Below are 14258 nucleotides of genomic sequence, written 5' to 3' on the forward strand. Positions count from 1 at the left end.
TAGCGACTCGCTCAATTGGGAATCACTCAAGCCATATTATGTCCTTAACCTTACCCATTATTCTTATTCTAGGCTTATTATCTGGCCTCACTCCACTGGCTGTCGATGCCTATTTACCCAGTATTCCCACCATTGCCAAAGACCTGAACATCAATATCAGCTTGGTACAAATGACCTTAAGTTTGTATTTAATCGTCTTTGCTTTTTTGCAAATCCTATTTGGCCCAATCTCCGATGCCATTGGACGTCGCAAAGTCGTCATGGGCGGACTTAGTGTCTTTGCCATTGGCAGTTTCATCTGCGCTTTATCGCCAAACTACGATGTGCTCATGGTAGGTCGAGCAGTTCAAGCATTAGGCGGTGCCGCTGTGGCTGTATGCGTTCCTGCCTTAGTAAAAGACGGACTATCCATTAATGAGTTTGCCAAAGCCATGTCGATGATCATGTTGGTGATGGCATTGGCGCCTCTTGCTGCGCCGATTTTGGGTGGTGCCATTCTCACCGTATTTAGCTGGCATTCTATTTTTACCTTTTTAGGGGTGTTAGCCATGCTTGCCATGGCGCTCTTTTGGGTCAAAATTCCAGAAACCCTCCCCACTGAAAAACGTACTCCTTTCTCGTTATGGGGTGCCATCCGTAATTACGGCATCCTAATTAAAAATCCATCTATTCTGGGCTACATTGCCGCTGGTGCCTTTTTCTTTTCCGGAATGATGAGTTTCATTACAGGCTCCTCTTTTGTCTACATTGAACTGTATGGTGTCGACCCCGCGCATTTTGGCTTTCTTGTTGGGGTAAACGTCGTCACCATGATGATTGCTTCTACCATCAATAGTCGCTTTGTAGAAAAGCTGGGGACCGAGGTGCTTTCTAAGTACGCCAGTTTTATTCCCTTAGCGGCGTCCATCTTTATGTTGGTATTGTGCTTATTTGAAAAGCCACCTCTAGCACTTATCATGCTTGCTAGCATGCTTTTTGTCGGACCAATGGGGATTTTAAGCAGTGGTTTTATGGCAGGTGCTTTGAAAAATGCCGGCAATAACAATGGTAGTGTAACCGCTTTGGCAGGCACTTCACGCTTTGCCTTGGGCGCTTTAAGCGGTGCAATGGTTAGTATTTTTCACAATGGTACTTTCGTCCCCATGCTTGCCACTATGGCGAGCTGCGGATTAATATCCTTCATCCTTTTTAAATTGACCGTCAAATACACCAAACAAAACCAATGTATTTGAGGTGACCACGAACCTAGCTGGAGTTATCATGCTAAACACCCAAACCTTAATCGACATCGTTAAATCTTCACCCGAAAAAGTAGCGTTTAAAGACGTTATTGCCGTCATTGATCAGGAATATGAATTCACGCCTACGGCCTTTACCAATGGCGAACAAAGTAACGCGGCGAATGAAAACAACGGCTCTTGCAAAATTTTCGCCTTTGCTTCGCTAAACCAACTTAACGAAGCTGAAACACTGGCTTTATTTGGTGACTTTTACCGAGTGGATGTATTGCAAAATCCACAGGGCAATGATCACCAAAATATCCGCCAGTTTATTTTAAATGGCTGGAAAGGCATTGTTTTTTCAGCGCCAGCATTAACCGAAAAATAATGCTTAAGTAGGATGGTTTACCTAAATACAAACCGTCCTACTCTTTCTTCTAACTTGACCTTTCTTCCGCCAGATACAAAAAATCAACCTTACAAAGGTTGAAGTTCAAAGTCACAAAATGCGATAGTGCTCTCTCAATAAGATGAGGTGACTATGGAACTAGTGGCATTTGATTTAGACGGCACACTGCTTAATCGACATCAACGTTTGTCTAATTACACCCTAGAAACACTTGAGAAACTGAAAGCAGCGGGCATCTTTTACACCATTGCCACTGGGCGAACTCATCTGGCTGCCATGCCGTGTATTGCTGGCCATGACTTCCCTAACTGGCAAATTTTTAAAAATGGCGTGGAATGGTGGGAACCTCAAGCCAATCAATACCGCCACCGTCATTTGTTAAATCATGACCACATTGATGATCTATTACTTACCTTTGCCGAACACAAGATAACCCCTTTTATCTTTTGTTTAGCCGATGATGGCTCACATCAAGTTTACCATGCACCGCTTATTGGCCACTTGAGCGATCACATCGCCAACGAACTCGGCAACCACAAAAACATGAGTCTACATCCATTATCCGAGCTTACTAAGCACTCAAAAATCACCAATATCAGCGCGTTAGGTCATCCGGATTTTATTCAAAAAATCGTTCAAGAAAGTCACAAACACGATCATCTCACCGCGTATTCTGGGGGCGGTATCTATAACCCTGATGCACATTGGATTGATGTTCATCATAGTAATGTTTGTAAAGGCTCTGCTTTAATGGAACTAAAGCAAGAATGTGGTGCCGAAAGACTGATCGTATTCGGAGACGGTGACAACGATTTATCCATGTTTGATCAAGCCGATGAAGCCTTCGCTACTGACAACGCACTATTGCATGTCAAAGAAGCCGCCACTGAGGTCATTGGTCATCATGATGAAGATGGGGTTGCTCGTTATTTACGTGCCAGATACAACCTATAAGCGGTGAGACTTGAAACAATAAAATTCGCCCTTATTAACGAAAAGACAACATATTTCACTTTACCCTATGGTCATAATGAACCATATTGTTATAAGAATAATTAGTTTGGAGAAATGCCATGTTTGAATTTGTTTTGTTCGTAGCTGCTTGTGCGGTTATTGCTTTCTTGGTAGCTAATATCCAGAAATCAGTGTCTCAACCAAAAACAAAGTTACAGCCAATTAAGATTGAGCGCGAAGAAAAGCGTCAACCTATTCGTCGCCAACGTCCTTACTAAGCTATTCACAACTCTTTTTGAAATCCCGCTGATTTGGAATCAACATTCAATACGCGGGATTTTTATTTCCCTTGGATACCATATTCTTTGAGTTTATTGGCGATAGCGCTGTGACTCATTCCAACCGCTTTCGCTAAACGTCTAGTGCTTGGGTAATGAGGATAAAGCTGCTTCAACAATGTTGACTCCCAAGCTTTTACTGTTTTTTCCAATGAGCCATTTTGCAAGGTCAAAGAAAGATGCTTGTCTTCTGGTAGTTCAATATCTTGCGCCTGCCATGTTTTATTCTTTGTTTGTAACAACGTCTGCAAACACACATTTTGTAACTCTGACAGGTTTCCACTCCATGAATGCAAACTCAGCTTGGTCAAGGCTTCTTTCGAAAGATTTGGCATAGGTTTACGATAACGCTCCGTTAAATCTCGCAACAGATGAATCACTAACCCTTCAAGGTCTTCACGGCGTTCCCTAAGGGACGGCATAGTCAAACTGACCTTGGCTAACGCAAAGTACAAAGACGCTTCGAGCCCAGAAGCCAATAAATTCGCTTGAGATAAACTCGACAAAGTGACCAAACGCATTTGTCGATCGAAACTGGTGACCGTATCCGCCTGCTGATGCAACCAACTTGATAGATTTAACTGCTGTTCTGCTGCCAAATGCTCGATCTGGTCAATCACAAACCAACCTGAATGCTTGTCTAAACCTTTAATATCATCCAATTGAATGTCTTTCGCATGACGCACCACCAGCTCGGCGTCTTGGTCAGATTGCCGCTTCTGCCAGTATTGGAATAAGGCTTCGATTAAATGACGCTTTCCCGTTCCAACCTCTCCCTGTACAAACAATGGCACATTCACCTCTGCAAAGGCTTTGGCTTGCCTTAAGGTATGAGCCATCGCTGCACTCTTGATTACTTCGGGTTGAAAAAAGGTTTCGAGATGATTTTCGGCTTCTGGCACCAATTTAAGGTTAGCGGCTTGTCGATCCAAACGTTGCTCTGACTTTAAATAAATCACTGTACCAGCAGGAATGTCGCCGCCTTCATCGTCTACAACAAAAAAGGGACGCATCTCTAACAACAAGGTTTTATTGCGAATACGAATTCGCTTACTCAGGCCCGCCTTGGGGTTCGCCCAAGCACTTTTTGAGAAGTGAATGCCCTTAATAAACTGTTGTAAAGGTTGATGCATCAAGTCTGTTACTGATGCACCTAAATCATCCGCCGCTAACTCAGTCACCATGGTAATGCGGCCAGAAAGGTCAACAGCAATCACCCCATCAGGCAGACTTTCTAACAAGGTATAAAGGGCATTATGCTCCCTTTCAAAGGGCGTAAAGCGAATGGTTTTAACGTCTTCAACACTGTCTAATTTTCGAATTTCAGCCAGTAAACTCTGCAGCTGAGAAAAAGGAATATCAGAAAAACCACAGTAAATACAACGCTGCTTAGAGTCTGCCTCCACCAAACGCATATCGATTTGATGTGGGATAAAGATGTCTAGGATTTCTCGTATCATCCCGACTCTGTCTTCACATTGAATTTCCAACCTCATGGTGTCATGACCCTTTTGAGCTAAGCAGTAATACGTTTTGTTGCGGCGCAAATGTCTCATATAGTGGCAATACGGCTGCCCCTAATACACCTGCAGTATAGCCAGTTTGTGCGATTTGTATGTCAGGCATCGGCAAGACAATATTTGCTGAGACAACCCGACGCAATGCCATAATCAACTGAGTTAAGACCGCTTCGGGCAATCGCCCACCAATTAATATCACCTGGGGATCATACAAAGCGATGACAGACACCAAGGCTGCTTTCACTTCCTCTGCCACTTCCATCGCCCAGCATTCAATCTCAACACCATAAGAAGGCTGTAACCAGTCCTGATCTTGCTCAGGCCATGTGAACCCCTTTGCCGTTAAATAACGATGCAGGGAAGCTAATGACAGCGCCTCTAACACCCACTGACCATGCTTCCCTGTGGTCGTTGGAATTAGGCCAAAACTTCCAGCCTTGCCATTGGCACCGAAGTAGCATTCACCATTGGCCACCAAGCTGCCACCACAAGCAGTACTAACAAACAAATAAAAGAAATCTTTTGAAGGTGGCTTTGGTGCCAACAATAATTCACTGGTCGCTGCTGCGGCAGCATCGTTCTGACAAAAACATGGCAAGTCTGTTACCTCAGCCAACCAAGTCTCAAACGCATCGGACTGCCAATATGCTAACGCGGCTTGCAAAGCATTAAGGTCACTGCGTTGATCTGAATTGGTTACCAAACTGTCTAACCAAGAATCCATGTAATCTGGTTTGGCCAAACCGATGCCTTTTACCTTTAACCAATCTTGACCAAGCTTTTGCTTCACTTCTTCAATGACGTCACGGGCAATACTCTTCGCCGATGACTCGGTTGGAAAAGAGACGTCTCGCTCCAACAGTAAAACTTGCGCACCGCTGAAATCTAATAACGCAGCGCTAATATGATTACGGTCGACATTGATTCCTAAACCGTAAGCACCTTGCTGATTAATGCTTAATTTAATAGAAGGCTGCCCGCGACGACCGGTCACCTTCCCCACCACACACAATAACTCTCTCTCCAGCAATGAAGAGGTAATCACGGAAATGGTTTGAGCACTTAATCCTGTGCGTTTTGCAATTTCGACTCTAGAAATCTCTGGGTGCTGTCGAACCAGTTGTAAAATGATTCTTTCATTGTAGATGCGACTTTGTTCAGAAGTACTGCCTGACGACTTCATTTCAACCTTACCTTTTTTAGAGGCCTGTAAACTAACCACTTCTATTTATTAAATCTAGTTGATTTAATCTGTTTGTTTTAATAACGTAACCATTAAACATGGACTTGAGACCGATTTACTCATTTCCACGCAACAAAAATAACAAGGTCATCACGACCATTTTAAGGATAATACCATGCCAGCACCTGCAGACTTTCAGTCTATCGACTTTCTCAAGTCTCATATTCAATCTACTTTCGCGTTTTACCATCCGCGCTGTATCGACCCTAAAGGTGGCTTTTATCACTTCTATAAAGACAACGGTGACATTTATGACGCCGACACTCGCCACCTAGTCAGCAGTACACGCTTTGTTTTTAACTATGCCAAAGCCTATCTTGCGGATCCACAACAAGCTTATCTTGATGCCACTAGACACGGTGTTCACTACTTACGTCAACGCCATTTACGAGAAAATGGTGGCTATGTCTGGTTACTCAGTGGCGAAAAGAACTTAGATGAAACCAATCATTGTTATGGCTTTGCCTTCGTTATGTTGGCGTATTCAATGGCTTACAAAGCAGGCATCAGTGAAGCAAAAGCTTGGCTAGAAGAAACCTTTTCGACGATGGAAGAACACTTCTGGGATGCCAGTCACGGACTTTATAAAGATGAAATTACAGCCGATTGGCAAACGGTGTCTCCTTATCGGGGCCAAAATGCCAATATGCATTCATGTGAAGCCTTGCTCGCCGCTTATGATGCGACTCAAGAAACTCATCACCTTGATCGTGCACAAACCTTGGCACAAAATATTTGCATACGCCAAGCTAAACTTGCCAACGGCGAAATATGGGAGCATTACCAACAGGACTGGCAAGTTGATTGGCAATACAACCAAGATGACCCAAAACATTTATTCCGCCCATGGGGATTTCAGCCAGGACACCAAACAGAATGGGCGAAACTGTTATTGCTTATTCATCAACGCCGTCCACTCGATTGGCTTATCCCAACGGCTGAGCGTCTATTTAATCAAGCTTGGGACAAAGCTTGGGATCAACAACACGGTGGTCTTTGCTATGGATATGACCTACAAGGTAAGGTCTGCGACGGCGATAAATATTTTTGGGTTCAAGCTGAATCCTTTGCCGCGGCCGCCATGCTTGCCATTATGACGCAACAATCTCACTACTGGGACAAGTATCAGCAGCTCTGGCAATACAGTTGGGAGCACATGATTGATCATCAATATGGCGCATGGTTCCGCATTCTGACACAAGATAACCAAGCCATTGATGATTGTAAAAGCCCGGCAGGTAAAACCGATTACCACACCATGGGCGCTTGTTATGAAGTCATTGAGCAGCTCAGCAAAGAGATTTAATCTCTCACCCAAATGGGGCGGTCATTCTATTCATTCAAGAAATAGAGTATGATGCAGCCCCATTGTTAGTGGACACGGGCCCCTCTCCATATGCAGTTAGACAAAATAGATCTCAATTTACTTCGTTACTTAGACTCTTTGTTAAGAGAACAAAACGTGACTCATGCTGCCAATCAGCTTGGCATCACACAACCCGCCATGAGTAATGGGCTAAGACGACTCAGAGATTTATTTCATGACCCTCTATTGGTTCGAACCAGTGATGGCATGATGCCAACAGCGCTAGCTATCCAACTGCAACCAAGGGTACAAAATATCCTACAATCCGTGGATGAAGTGTTGCATCTTGGTCAGAACTTTGAAGCCGAATCCAGCTCACGAGTATTTCGCATCATGGCCAGTGACTATGCTGAAGCCACGCTTATTCCACCGTTAATGAAAAAATTACAGGAAGAGGCCCCTAATGTCATTTTGGATGTAATGAACCCGAGTGATGTTAGCTTCCACGATGTGGAGAAAGGTAAAGTCGACTTAGTCATCAATCGATTTGACACCCTACCACAGTCGTTTCATCAGAAATCCGTTTGGGTTGATCAATTCTCTTGTCTCGTTCCAACCAATTCAGACATTTCCAAAAATTTCAGCCTGGAAACTTACTTATCTTCGCCTCATGTTTGGGTAAGCAAAACCGGCTTCGGTGTCGGAGTGGGAATTCAACCCGAAGAAGTGCAAAAACTGGGCTGGGTCGATGGTACCTTGGCGGATCTCGGCTTCAAACGTAATATTCGACTATTCACCCGTAATTACAATGTTGCCATGCGTGCCACCGAACAACTGGGGTTAATTGCCACTTTACCTTCCTTAGCCACACGCTTAATGAAAGACAACCCTCATGTGTCCGTGTTACCACCTCCTTTTGAGATTCAGCCAGTCGAACTAAAAATGCTCTGGAGCCCGTTATTACAACACGATCCAGGCCATATCTGGCTACGCTCTAGCATTGCAGTTTGTGCTAAGGCCATTGCTGAAAGTAATAATCTTTAACGAGACGCTGTCATTCGGCTATAACGCCAGCGACTCAAAAAACAAAAAAGCCTCTGGCGCTCTATAAGAAAAGCGCCAGAGGCTTTTTTATTGATGACTACTATAGGTTTTCTAGGGTTTCTTTAGCTTGTTGACCATCAGATACAGAGACTTTTAAATCTGTAATATGACCATTTTCAATGCTGTAACACCAACCATGAACGTGTAACTCTTGGCCTTGTTTCCACGCATTTTGAACAATACTGCTTTGGCACACATTGGACACTTGTTCCATAACGTTTAATTCACACATACGATCAAAACGTTGATGTTCGTCTTCAATGGCATCGACTTCCTCACGGTGAAGTCGATAAACGTCTTTAATGTGGCGCAACCAATTATCAATCATGCCATGTTCTTCTGTCCCCATCGCCGCTTTAATGCCACCACAACCATAATGCCCAACCACCATGATGTGTTTTACTTTCAGGACATCAACAGCAAACTGAATCACAGACAAACAGTTTAAATCCGTGTGTACAACAACATTAGCAATATTACGGTGAACGAACACTTCCCCCGGTAATAAATCGACAATCTGATTGGCTGGAACTCGACTGTCTGCACAGCCAATCCATAAATACTCTGGTTGTTGTTGTTTTGATAGAGTAGAAAAAAATTCAGGATCTTCTGCGGATACCTTGGCTGCCCAATCACGATTCTTCTTAAATAGGTCTTCTATTTTTTGCTTTGGCATTGTCTACTTCTCTCCTGTCTTTTTTCGATACCAGCGCAACCTAATGTCGGCGGTAATACTCATCGTTTCTATCTTTTGAATAGCCAACTTCCCTTCATATGACGCTTTATGAATGTGTGGCGTCATACTCAATAAATCTTGAATTTGTGCTTGGCTCTGTAACTCAAAGGAAAAGCATTTCGACTCTTCTGATTGCAACTCAAAGTTGGCAATACCGTCTGGGTAAGTCGGTTTATAGTCATGGATACGTTCATAAAGCACTTCGCGTAACTCAATCAAATGGCGCGGCCCAGATTCCACTAAAAGCAACTGTCCCGAATCTTCTAAAGCACGTGAAAACTCATCAAATACAGGAAAACCAAACAAGCATAAAATCACATCGAAACGCTTATCAGGCACAGGTAAACTGGCATTACTACCAACAATCCACCCAATCTCTTTATCGCGTTTACTGGCGGACATCACGGCCCATTTGGAAATATCCAGACCAATCCGGTCGGTCAAAATATTGTGTTTATCAAACGCTTTACCAAGGTGTGATAAGTAGTATCCTTCACCGCAGCCAGCATCCAAAATACGAACACCACTAAAAAGTTGCTGCTTTGGCCAAGAAGCAAAAATCGCGTCGACAATCGGAAAATAATGTTGTTGATTAAGAAAGGTTTGACGTGACAACACCATTTCTTTGCTATCACCAGGGTCTTTTGAACGTTTGTTTTGGACTGGTAGTAAATTCACATAGCCTGTTTTAGCCAAATCAAAACTATGGTTATTAGCACAGGTTAAGCTTCGACCTTCGAGTAGAAGATCAGCTCCATCAATAGGACAAGATAAATTTTCGAGGGAAGGCACAGTTAATCCGTCAATTACAGTCTGGCGCTTAGGTTAAAAGGTTCCTGATGGGCTAGCAAGTAGTCATTCAGAAATTGACGAATAATTGCAATTTATAAAGAGCCTGTTTCGACAAGAGCGAAAGACTCATGCCCTACTTGCTTTTGCATAAATTGCACAAAATCATCACTAGGCAAAGGCTTGGAGTACAAAAAACCCTGAACCTCTTGGCAATCATAACCACCTAAAGCATTCACTTGCGATCTGTGCTCGACGCCTTCAGCAATCACTTTCAAATTCAAGCTTTTAGCCATGGCTATAGTGGCTTTGACGATCGCATCATTATCACCATCAATGCCAATATCATGAATAAATGATCGGTCAATCTTTAACGTTTGAATAGGAAACTTCTTCAGATAGGAAAGAGAGGAATAACCCGTCCCAAAGTCATCAATCGACAGCGTGAGCCCCAGTTCTCTAAAACTGTGAAGCTTCTCAATGGATTGCTTCGCATCGGTCATCAACATACTTTCCGTTAATTCCAATTCCAGATACGCAGGATCTACTCCAGTTTCTTCCAAAATTCCTTGGACCATATCCACCAAATCGGCTTGCATAAATTGACGACTCGACAAATTAACAGACAGACAAATAGCGGGATAACCCAGCTCTCGCCATTCTTGTAACTGACGACAAGCACGACGAATGACCCATTCACCTAAAGGCAAAATCAATCCACTTTCTTCAGCAAGAGGAATGAATTTATCTGGACTTACCATGCCTAAATCCGGGTGATTCCAACGAATGAGCGCCTCTGCACCAACCACATTCTCATCGGGTAAGGCCACTTTCGGCTGGTAATGCAATTCAAACTCTTCATTTTCAATCGCTTTACGCAAGCCACCACCCAAGGTTAAATGGGCATTGATGTTATCGGCCATTTGATTTTCATAAACGAAATACAAATTGTGCCCAGTGGATTTGGCACGATACATGGCGGCATCCGCATTTTTCAATAAATTGTCAACGTCATCTGCATGTTGCGGATAACTGGCAATACCAATACTGGCACTGATCATCATTTCCATTTTGGCAACAGGGTATGTGTTACTGGCATTTTGCATAATACTCTGCGCAATGTCCTCAAGCTCCGACAGCGCATTAGTATTTTCTAGAACCACCACAAACTCATCACCGCCTAAGCGGTATAAACAAGCCCCAGCAGGAATGCTCGCCTTAATACGTTCAGCAACACGCTGAATCAATTCATCCCCAACTCGATGACCAAAGTTGTCATTTACCACCTTGAAACCATCAAGGTCTAAATACATCAAGCCAAATTGACGCCCGCGCTTTTTAGCATTCTGCAAAGCACTTTCAAGCTGTTGGTACAATAGGTTTCGATTTGGCAAATTGGTCAAACTGTCATAATTGTTTAACCGGTATAAAGCCACTTCGTGGTCTCGTTCTTCCTGAATATCATGAGCCAATAAATATATTTGACCTAATTCGGCATCAAAACTGGCTTCAATTCTATGCCAACGAACGCCATTCGCTGTGGACAGCATAATTTCTTGCGACAAACTGGACTGACCATTCACACGAGCCATAAAACTCTTGGCCGCCGAAGACACCGCAAACAAATAATTAATGTGCTTCACTTCTCCAAAATGGTTAAGGAAAAACTCACTGGCGTTAATAAATTCACCATCAAGGGCAAAGATAGCAAAAGATAAGGTTTTAAACTGCTGTAACAAGCCCAAATCTTTTTCAGGAACAGCGGAAGGGGTTTTAGTGATGCCGGTAGAAGTGATATCGGTGGAGATGACCTCGAGCAGTATGCCATAACGGCCATCAGGTAACTTAACAGCACTTCCGACGCATTGATGACTCTGCGATGGATCGGATGAAAAAGGCCATCGACATGAAAACTGCCGGCCTTTTTGACAGCGGGACAATCGACTTTGCCATTTCTGTTTCAGGGCAAGAGGAATTTGACGTTGGCCTGCCTGTATTTGACCTAATGAGCCGACTAATAAACGTTCTGCAGCCTGATTCAACATAGGCACAGTCGAGTTTTCGACGTCAATTACCCATGCCGCAGACGGCATTTTATTTTGGAGAACTTCTTCTAAGTCAGTCATTCAATTAAATACTACTCAAATACATCAGATGCTACAGCGACTATATAACTGGCCAGACAAGCCGTTTTCACCACGTATCAGGAACCACAAACACATGCCTTTTTATACCCTCAGCCTCAAATCCAGTAGAACTCAGACAAAGGTGCAAAGGGCGATCATCATGTAGGAGATTGCCTACAAGATTGTATGCAGTTTCAGGAGAAAAGAAAGTAAAATCCTCCTGAAAACACGGAAAAGCCATCCAATGTGGTTTTTCCAAAACAATAAAGTGCGAAAAGTATTTCCTTAACCATAAAATATCACCAGCTCGAAGCCACGCGCCACCTTCTTCGCACCACCACTCATCTAAATCAGATTCCGTATGCAGTGCTCTATACAACCGACCAAACATCAATAAACTGGCTTTAATATCCCCATCAAAAGGCAGCTCGCGAATGCTATCAGCTCCTTCTTCTGTCTTAAGGATTTGTAATTGATGCTGCTGAGCCCGAGTGACCTTCTTAATCAAACTATCATTCTTATTGGGCCCAATCCAGTCATGGGGTGCTAAATCAGGTCGATGAAGATAAAATTTAATGGCCAACTCAAACTGCTGCAGCGAACCATCAGGCAAAGCAACAAGCATGTCTACTTCCCCTAATGTTTTGCCTTGGCGCGTTATTTGAAAATGCTCACGTTGAATGCTTAATACCGATAATTCAGCAATAGCAAAGCTGAATAGGGTTTCAAAATAGCTGCCTAAGAAATGGGATTTCGTTTGCTCAAGCTTTGCTATCAAAGGGCTTGGATTTTGTCTGAGCAAAGCAAGTTTTTCCTGCCAATCCGTTCGCCAGTATGGCTTCAACTGAAAATCAGCAAGAATATAATGCCCATCCACCAGCCACTCCAAGTCGCTCAATACTTGCTTAGCATCCAAAGGCAACATCTTTTATTGACCACTCAAATGTTGGTCTATTTGATCAAGGCAGCCAATTATACGATCCAAGTCAACATCAGCATTTCCTTTAAACGCCTCCTCTGCCATGGGCGAAATATGGCAGCGATTAGGTAAAGCCGAACCGCTTTGCAAAAGGTGCTTAAATTTTTCTATCATCACGTATCGAAGCCACTGCTCAAAGGACATGGTATCGATGCAAAAAGGTTGCTGACTTTGTAATGCTTCTTGACTGGGTTGCTCGCATTCCCAGAGTCCACTATCTTGCAAGCTGATCTGCAATGCGATCAAAAGGTCCGCTAGAGTATGATGATTAGAAAAGGTTTGATTCAACCTGATTTCTCCTTATAAAAACGGTAAAATAGGTTTTCTGTTTATCACCGATAAATAATACATTAGGTAATTTATCGGCCACTTGAGCAAATATTTAGCATGAATAAAATTGAATCCCTTGCCGACTTATTTGATATGGTCGGTTGTGATGTAACCTACTACGATCTTGGACGCTGCCTTAACAAAGTAACGCCGCAGCAAGCCATCCAATTTGACCGTAAACAACAGGCTTATCCCTACCCTTTTCGACAGCACGCATGGTTAGCTTGCCTATTAAAAGACAAAAACGCCACAAAAGATGACGTTTTAAACGAAGGGGTGATTTGGTTTTTGAAGTTACCACTAGACGAAGCTGGCGCATTGAATTTAGGCACCCGAGACCATTTTATCAAAACCATTGTCGATAAAATCCTTCATAAGGGGGAACAACAAGGCTTATCAGAAGCACTAGAAGATAGTCCTTATGCTTTTAAACCTGATCAAGAGCGCATGGCCAGCTTTCACGCACGACTAGCCAAAGATTTAAACAAAGCGGCGTCTCATTACTATCACGATGTGATTCAATATCTGCAAAGTGACATTTCCGCCCAAGGAGACCAATGGCAAAATCTTGGCCTACAAGGCATTGCCGAACTGGCCGTTCGTATGGATGACGCAACTCATTGCGATCTTGCCTTAAAGGCCCTTACGGATGCACCATCCACCTTTGTGTCTGCTCTTTGTCACGCCTTAGAGCATCAACACTTACCAGAGAGCCTGCAAGAAGTATTGATAGCGAAACTATCGTCTGAGCAAGATGCGTTATTAAAGGCCAGCTATGTACGTGGCCTATCTAAAGCGCCATTCAATGATCGCTTGCTGCTGCCTTTGTTTGGTACTCTAGGTGACTTAGCCAGCTGCACAGATGACGATATTCACTTGATCGCAGCGTTGGCCGCCAAGTGCCCTCATTGGCTGAGCACCAACCCGCAACTGCTTAGAATTGTGATGGAAAAACTCGCCCATCGTGACGATGGTTACATTGCCTTCAAACAGATTACCGCTGAACTCAGCCAACACCCAGAAACTAAGCAACCATTATGGCAGCTATTACGAAGTGAGCGCATTAGTCCTAACTTAGCTCAGGCTGTGGGCCATTTATTTACCCAAACCCCAAGCTCTATCCAGTAAATAAGATTAAAAAAGCTCAAAAAAAACCCAAACTTTTCAGCAATGAAAGGTTTGGGTTAAACAAGCAGAACTACCA

The 14258-nt window shown here is 43.4% G+C and carries 14 protein-coding genes; 7 read left to right on the plus strand and 7 right to left on the minus strand.

From position 1 onward, the window contains the following. Window positions 1-38: 38 nt before the first annotated feature. From DFP76_RS05965 to DFP76_RS18085, 4 genes are all read left to right on the plus strand, one after another. Window positions 39-1232 carry a Bcr/CflA family multidrug efflux MFS transporter gene (locus DFP76_RS05965; RefSeq protein ID WP_113873755.1) on the plus strand — a complete coding sequence of 398 codons (1194 nt, stop codon included), beginning with the start codon at window positions 39-41 and terminating at the stop codon, window positions 1230-1232. A gap of 28 nt (window positions 1233-1260) precedes the next feature. Beyond that, the gene (locus tag DFP76_RS05970; RefSeq protein WP_113873756.1) at window positions 1261-1608 is read left to right on the plus strand and encodes a HopJ type III effector protein; all 348 of its coding nucleotides are present in this window, start codon (window positions 1261-1263) and stop codon (window positions 1606-1608) included. A 153-nt stretch (window positions 1609-1761) separates the two neighbouring features. Further along, a complete protein-coding gene (locus tag DFP76_RS05975) occupies window positions 1762-2583 on the plus strand; it encodes an HAD-IIB family hydrolase (protein ID WP_113873757.1) in 822 nt (273 codons plus the stop codon). Window positions 2584-2702: 119 nt separating this feature from the next. Further along, window positions 2703-2861 (plus strand): hypothetical protein, encoded by a 159-nt coding sequence (locus DFP76_RS18085; RefSeq protein WP_181799798.1) that lies wholly within the window; start codon window positions 2703-2705, stop codon window positions 2859-2861. Window positions 2862-2923: 62 nt separating this feature from the next. Here the strand turns inward: DFP76_RS18085 and DFP76_RS05980 are convergent, their stop codons facing one another. Together DFP76_RS05980 and DFP76_RS05985 are read right to left on the minus strand one after the other, a co-directional pair. After that, complete coding sequence (locus DFP76_RS05980) at window positions 2924-4417, minus strand: TyrR/PhhR family helix-turn-helix DNA-binding protein (RefSeq protein ID WP_113873758.1); 1494 nt, start codon at window positions 4415-4417, stop codon at window positions 2924-2926. Window positions 4418-4421: 4 nt separating this feature from the next. After that, window positions 4422-5624, minus strand: coding sequence for an ROK family transcriptional regulator (locus DFP76_RS05985; RefSeq protein ID WP_113873759.1), 1203 nt, complete (start codon window positions 5622-5624; stop codon window positions 4422-4424). A 175-nt stretch (window positions 5625-5799) separates the two neighbouring features. On the opposite strand from DFP76_RS05985, the gene DFP76_RS05990 reads away from it, so the two are divergent. Both DFP76_RS05990 and DFP76_RS05995 read left to right on the plus strand, forming a co-directional pair. Next, window positions 5800-6990: an AGE family epimerase/isomerase gene (locus DFP76_RS05990; protein ID WP_113873760.1), complete on the plus strand. Its 1191-nt coding sequence runs from the start codon at window positions 5800-5802 to the stop codon at window positions 6988-6990. Between the two features lie 90 nt (window positions 6991-7080). Then, window positions 7081-8034 (plus strand): LysR family transcriptional regulator, encoded by a 954-nt coding sequence (locus tag DFP76_RS05995; RefSeq protein WP_113873761.1) that lies wholly within the window; start codon window positions 7081-7083, stop codon window positions 8032-8034. Between the two features lie 100 nt (window positions 8035-8134). Here DFP76_RS05995 and can read toward each other — a convergent pair whose 3' ends face one another. The 5 genes from can to DFP76_RS06020 all read right to left on the minus strand — a co-directional run bounded on the left by can (window position 8135) and on the right by DFP76_RS06020 (window position 13012). Continuing rightward, a complete protein-coding gene (gene can, locus DFP76_RS06000; protein WP_113873762.1) occupies window positions 8135-8770 on the minus strand; it encodes a carbonate dehydratase in 636 nt (211 codons plus the stop codon). A gap of 3 nt (window positions 8771-8773) precedes the next feature. Further along, a complete protein-coding gene (locus tag DFP76_RS06005) occupies window positions 8774-9622 on the minus strand; it encodes a putative RNA methyltransferase (protein WP_113873763.1) in 849 nt (282 codons plus the stop codon). 92 nt (window positions 9623-9714) lie between these two features. Further along, complete coding sequence (locus tag DFP76_RS06010) at window positions 9715-11745, minus strand: putative bifunctional diguanylate cyclase/phosphodiesterase (protein ID WP_113873764.1); 2031 nt, start codon at window positions 11743-11745, stop codon at window positions 9715-9717. 67 nt (window positions 11746-11812) lie between these two features. Continuing rightward, complete coding sequence (locus DFP76_RS06015; protein ID WP_245931883.1) at window positions 11813-12670, minus strand: DUF1853 family protein; 858 nt, start codon at window positions 12668-12670, stop codon at window positions 11813-11815. Window positions 12671-12673: 3 nt separating this feature from the next. After that, window positions 12674-13012 carry a YqcC family protein gene (locus tag DFP76_RS06020; protein ID WP_113873765.1) on the minus strand — a complete coding sequence of 113 codons (339 nt, stop codon included), beginning with the start codon at window positions 13010-13012 and terminating at the stop codon, window positions 12674-12676. Between the two features lie 99 nt (window positions 13013-13111). Between DFP76_RS06020 and DFP76_RS06025 the strand changes: the two genes are divergently transcribed. Continuing rightward, window positions 13112-14182, plus strand: coding sequence for a DUF3549 family protein (locus DFP76_RS06025; RefSeq protein ID WP_113873766.1), 1071 nt, complete (start codon window positions 13112-13114; stop codon window positions 14180-14182). Window positions 14183-14258: the final 76 nt, after the last annotated feature.

Source organism: Marinomonas aquiplantarum (genome assembly GCF_003314975.1).
GTDB classification, from domain to species: domain Bacteria; phylum Pseudomonadota; class Gammaproteobacteria; order Pseudomonadales; family Marinomonadaceae; genus Marinomonas; species Marinomonas aquiplantarum.

What these genes read in the sequence shown, in the direction of transcription:
- DFP76_RS05975 (WP_113873757.1), top strand. Translation starts at nt 1,762, where the DNA reads ATGGAACTAGTGGCATTTGATTTAGACGGCACACTGCTTAATCGACAT.
- DFP76_RS06015 (WP_245931883.1), bottom strand. Translation starts at nt 12,670, where the DNA reads ATGTTGCCTTTGGATGCTAAGCAAGTATTGAGCGACTTGGAGTGGCTG.
- DFP76_RS06025 (WP_113873766.1), top strand. Translation starts at nt 13,112, where the DNA reads ATGAATAAAATTGAATCCCTTGCCGACTTATTTGATATGGTCGGTTGT.
- can (WP_113873762.1), bottom strand. Translation starts at nt 8,770, where the DNA reads ATGCCAAAGCAAAAAATAGAAGACCTATTTAAGAAGAATCGTGATTGG.
- DFP76_RS05980 (WP_113873758.1), bottom strand. Translation starts at nt 4,417, where the DNA reads ATGAGGTTGGAAATTCAATGTGAAGACAGAGTCGGGATGATACGAGAA.
- DFP76_RS05995 (WP_113873761.1), top strand. Translation starts at nt 7,081, where the DNA reads ATGCAGTTAGACAAAATAGATCTCAATTTACTTCGTTACTTAGACTCT.
- DFP76_RS05990 (WP_113873760.1), top strand. Translation starts at nt 5,800, where the DNA reads ATGCCAGCACCTGCAGACTTTCAGTCTATCGACTTTCTCAAGTCTCAT.
- DFP76_RS05965 (WP_113873755.1), top strand. Translation starts at nt 39, where the DNA reads ATGTCCTTAACCTTACCCATTATTCTTATTCTAGGCTTATTATCTGGC.
- DFP76_RS06010 (WP_113873764.1), bottom strand. Translation starts at nt 11,745, where the DNA reads ATGACTGACTTAGAAGAAGTTCTCCAAAATAAAATGCCGTCTGCGGCA.
- DFP76_RS05970 (WP_113873756.1), top strand. Translation starts at nt 1,261, where the DNA reads ATGCTAAACACCCAAACCTTAATCGACATCGTTAAATCTTCACCCGAA.
- DFP76_RS18085 (WP_181799798.1), top strand. Translation starts at nt 2,703, where the DNA reads ATGTTTGAATTTGTTTTGTTCGTAGCTGCTTGTGCGGTTATTGCTTTC.
- DFP76_RS05985 (WP_113873759.1), bottom strand. Translation starts at nt 5,624, where the DNA reads ATGAAGTCGTCAGGCAGTACTTCTGAACAAAGTCGCATCTACAATGAA.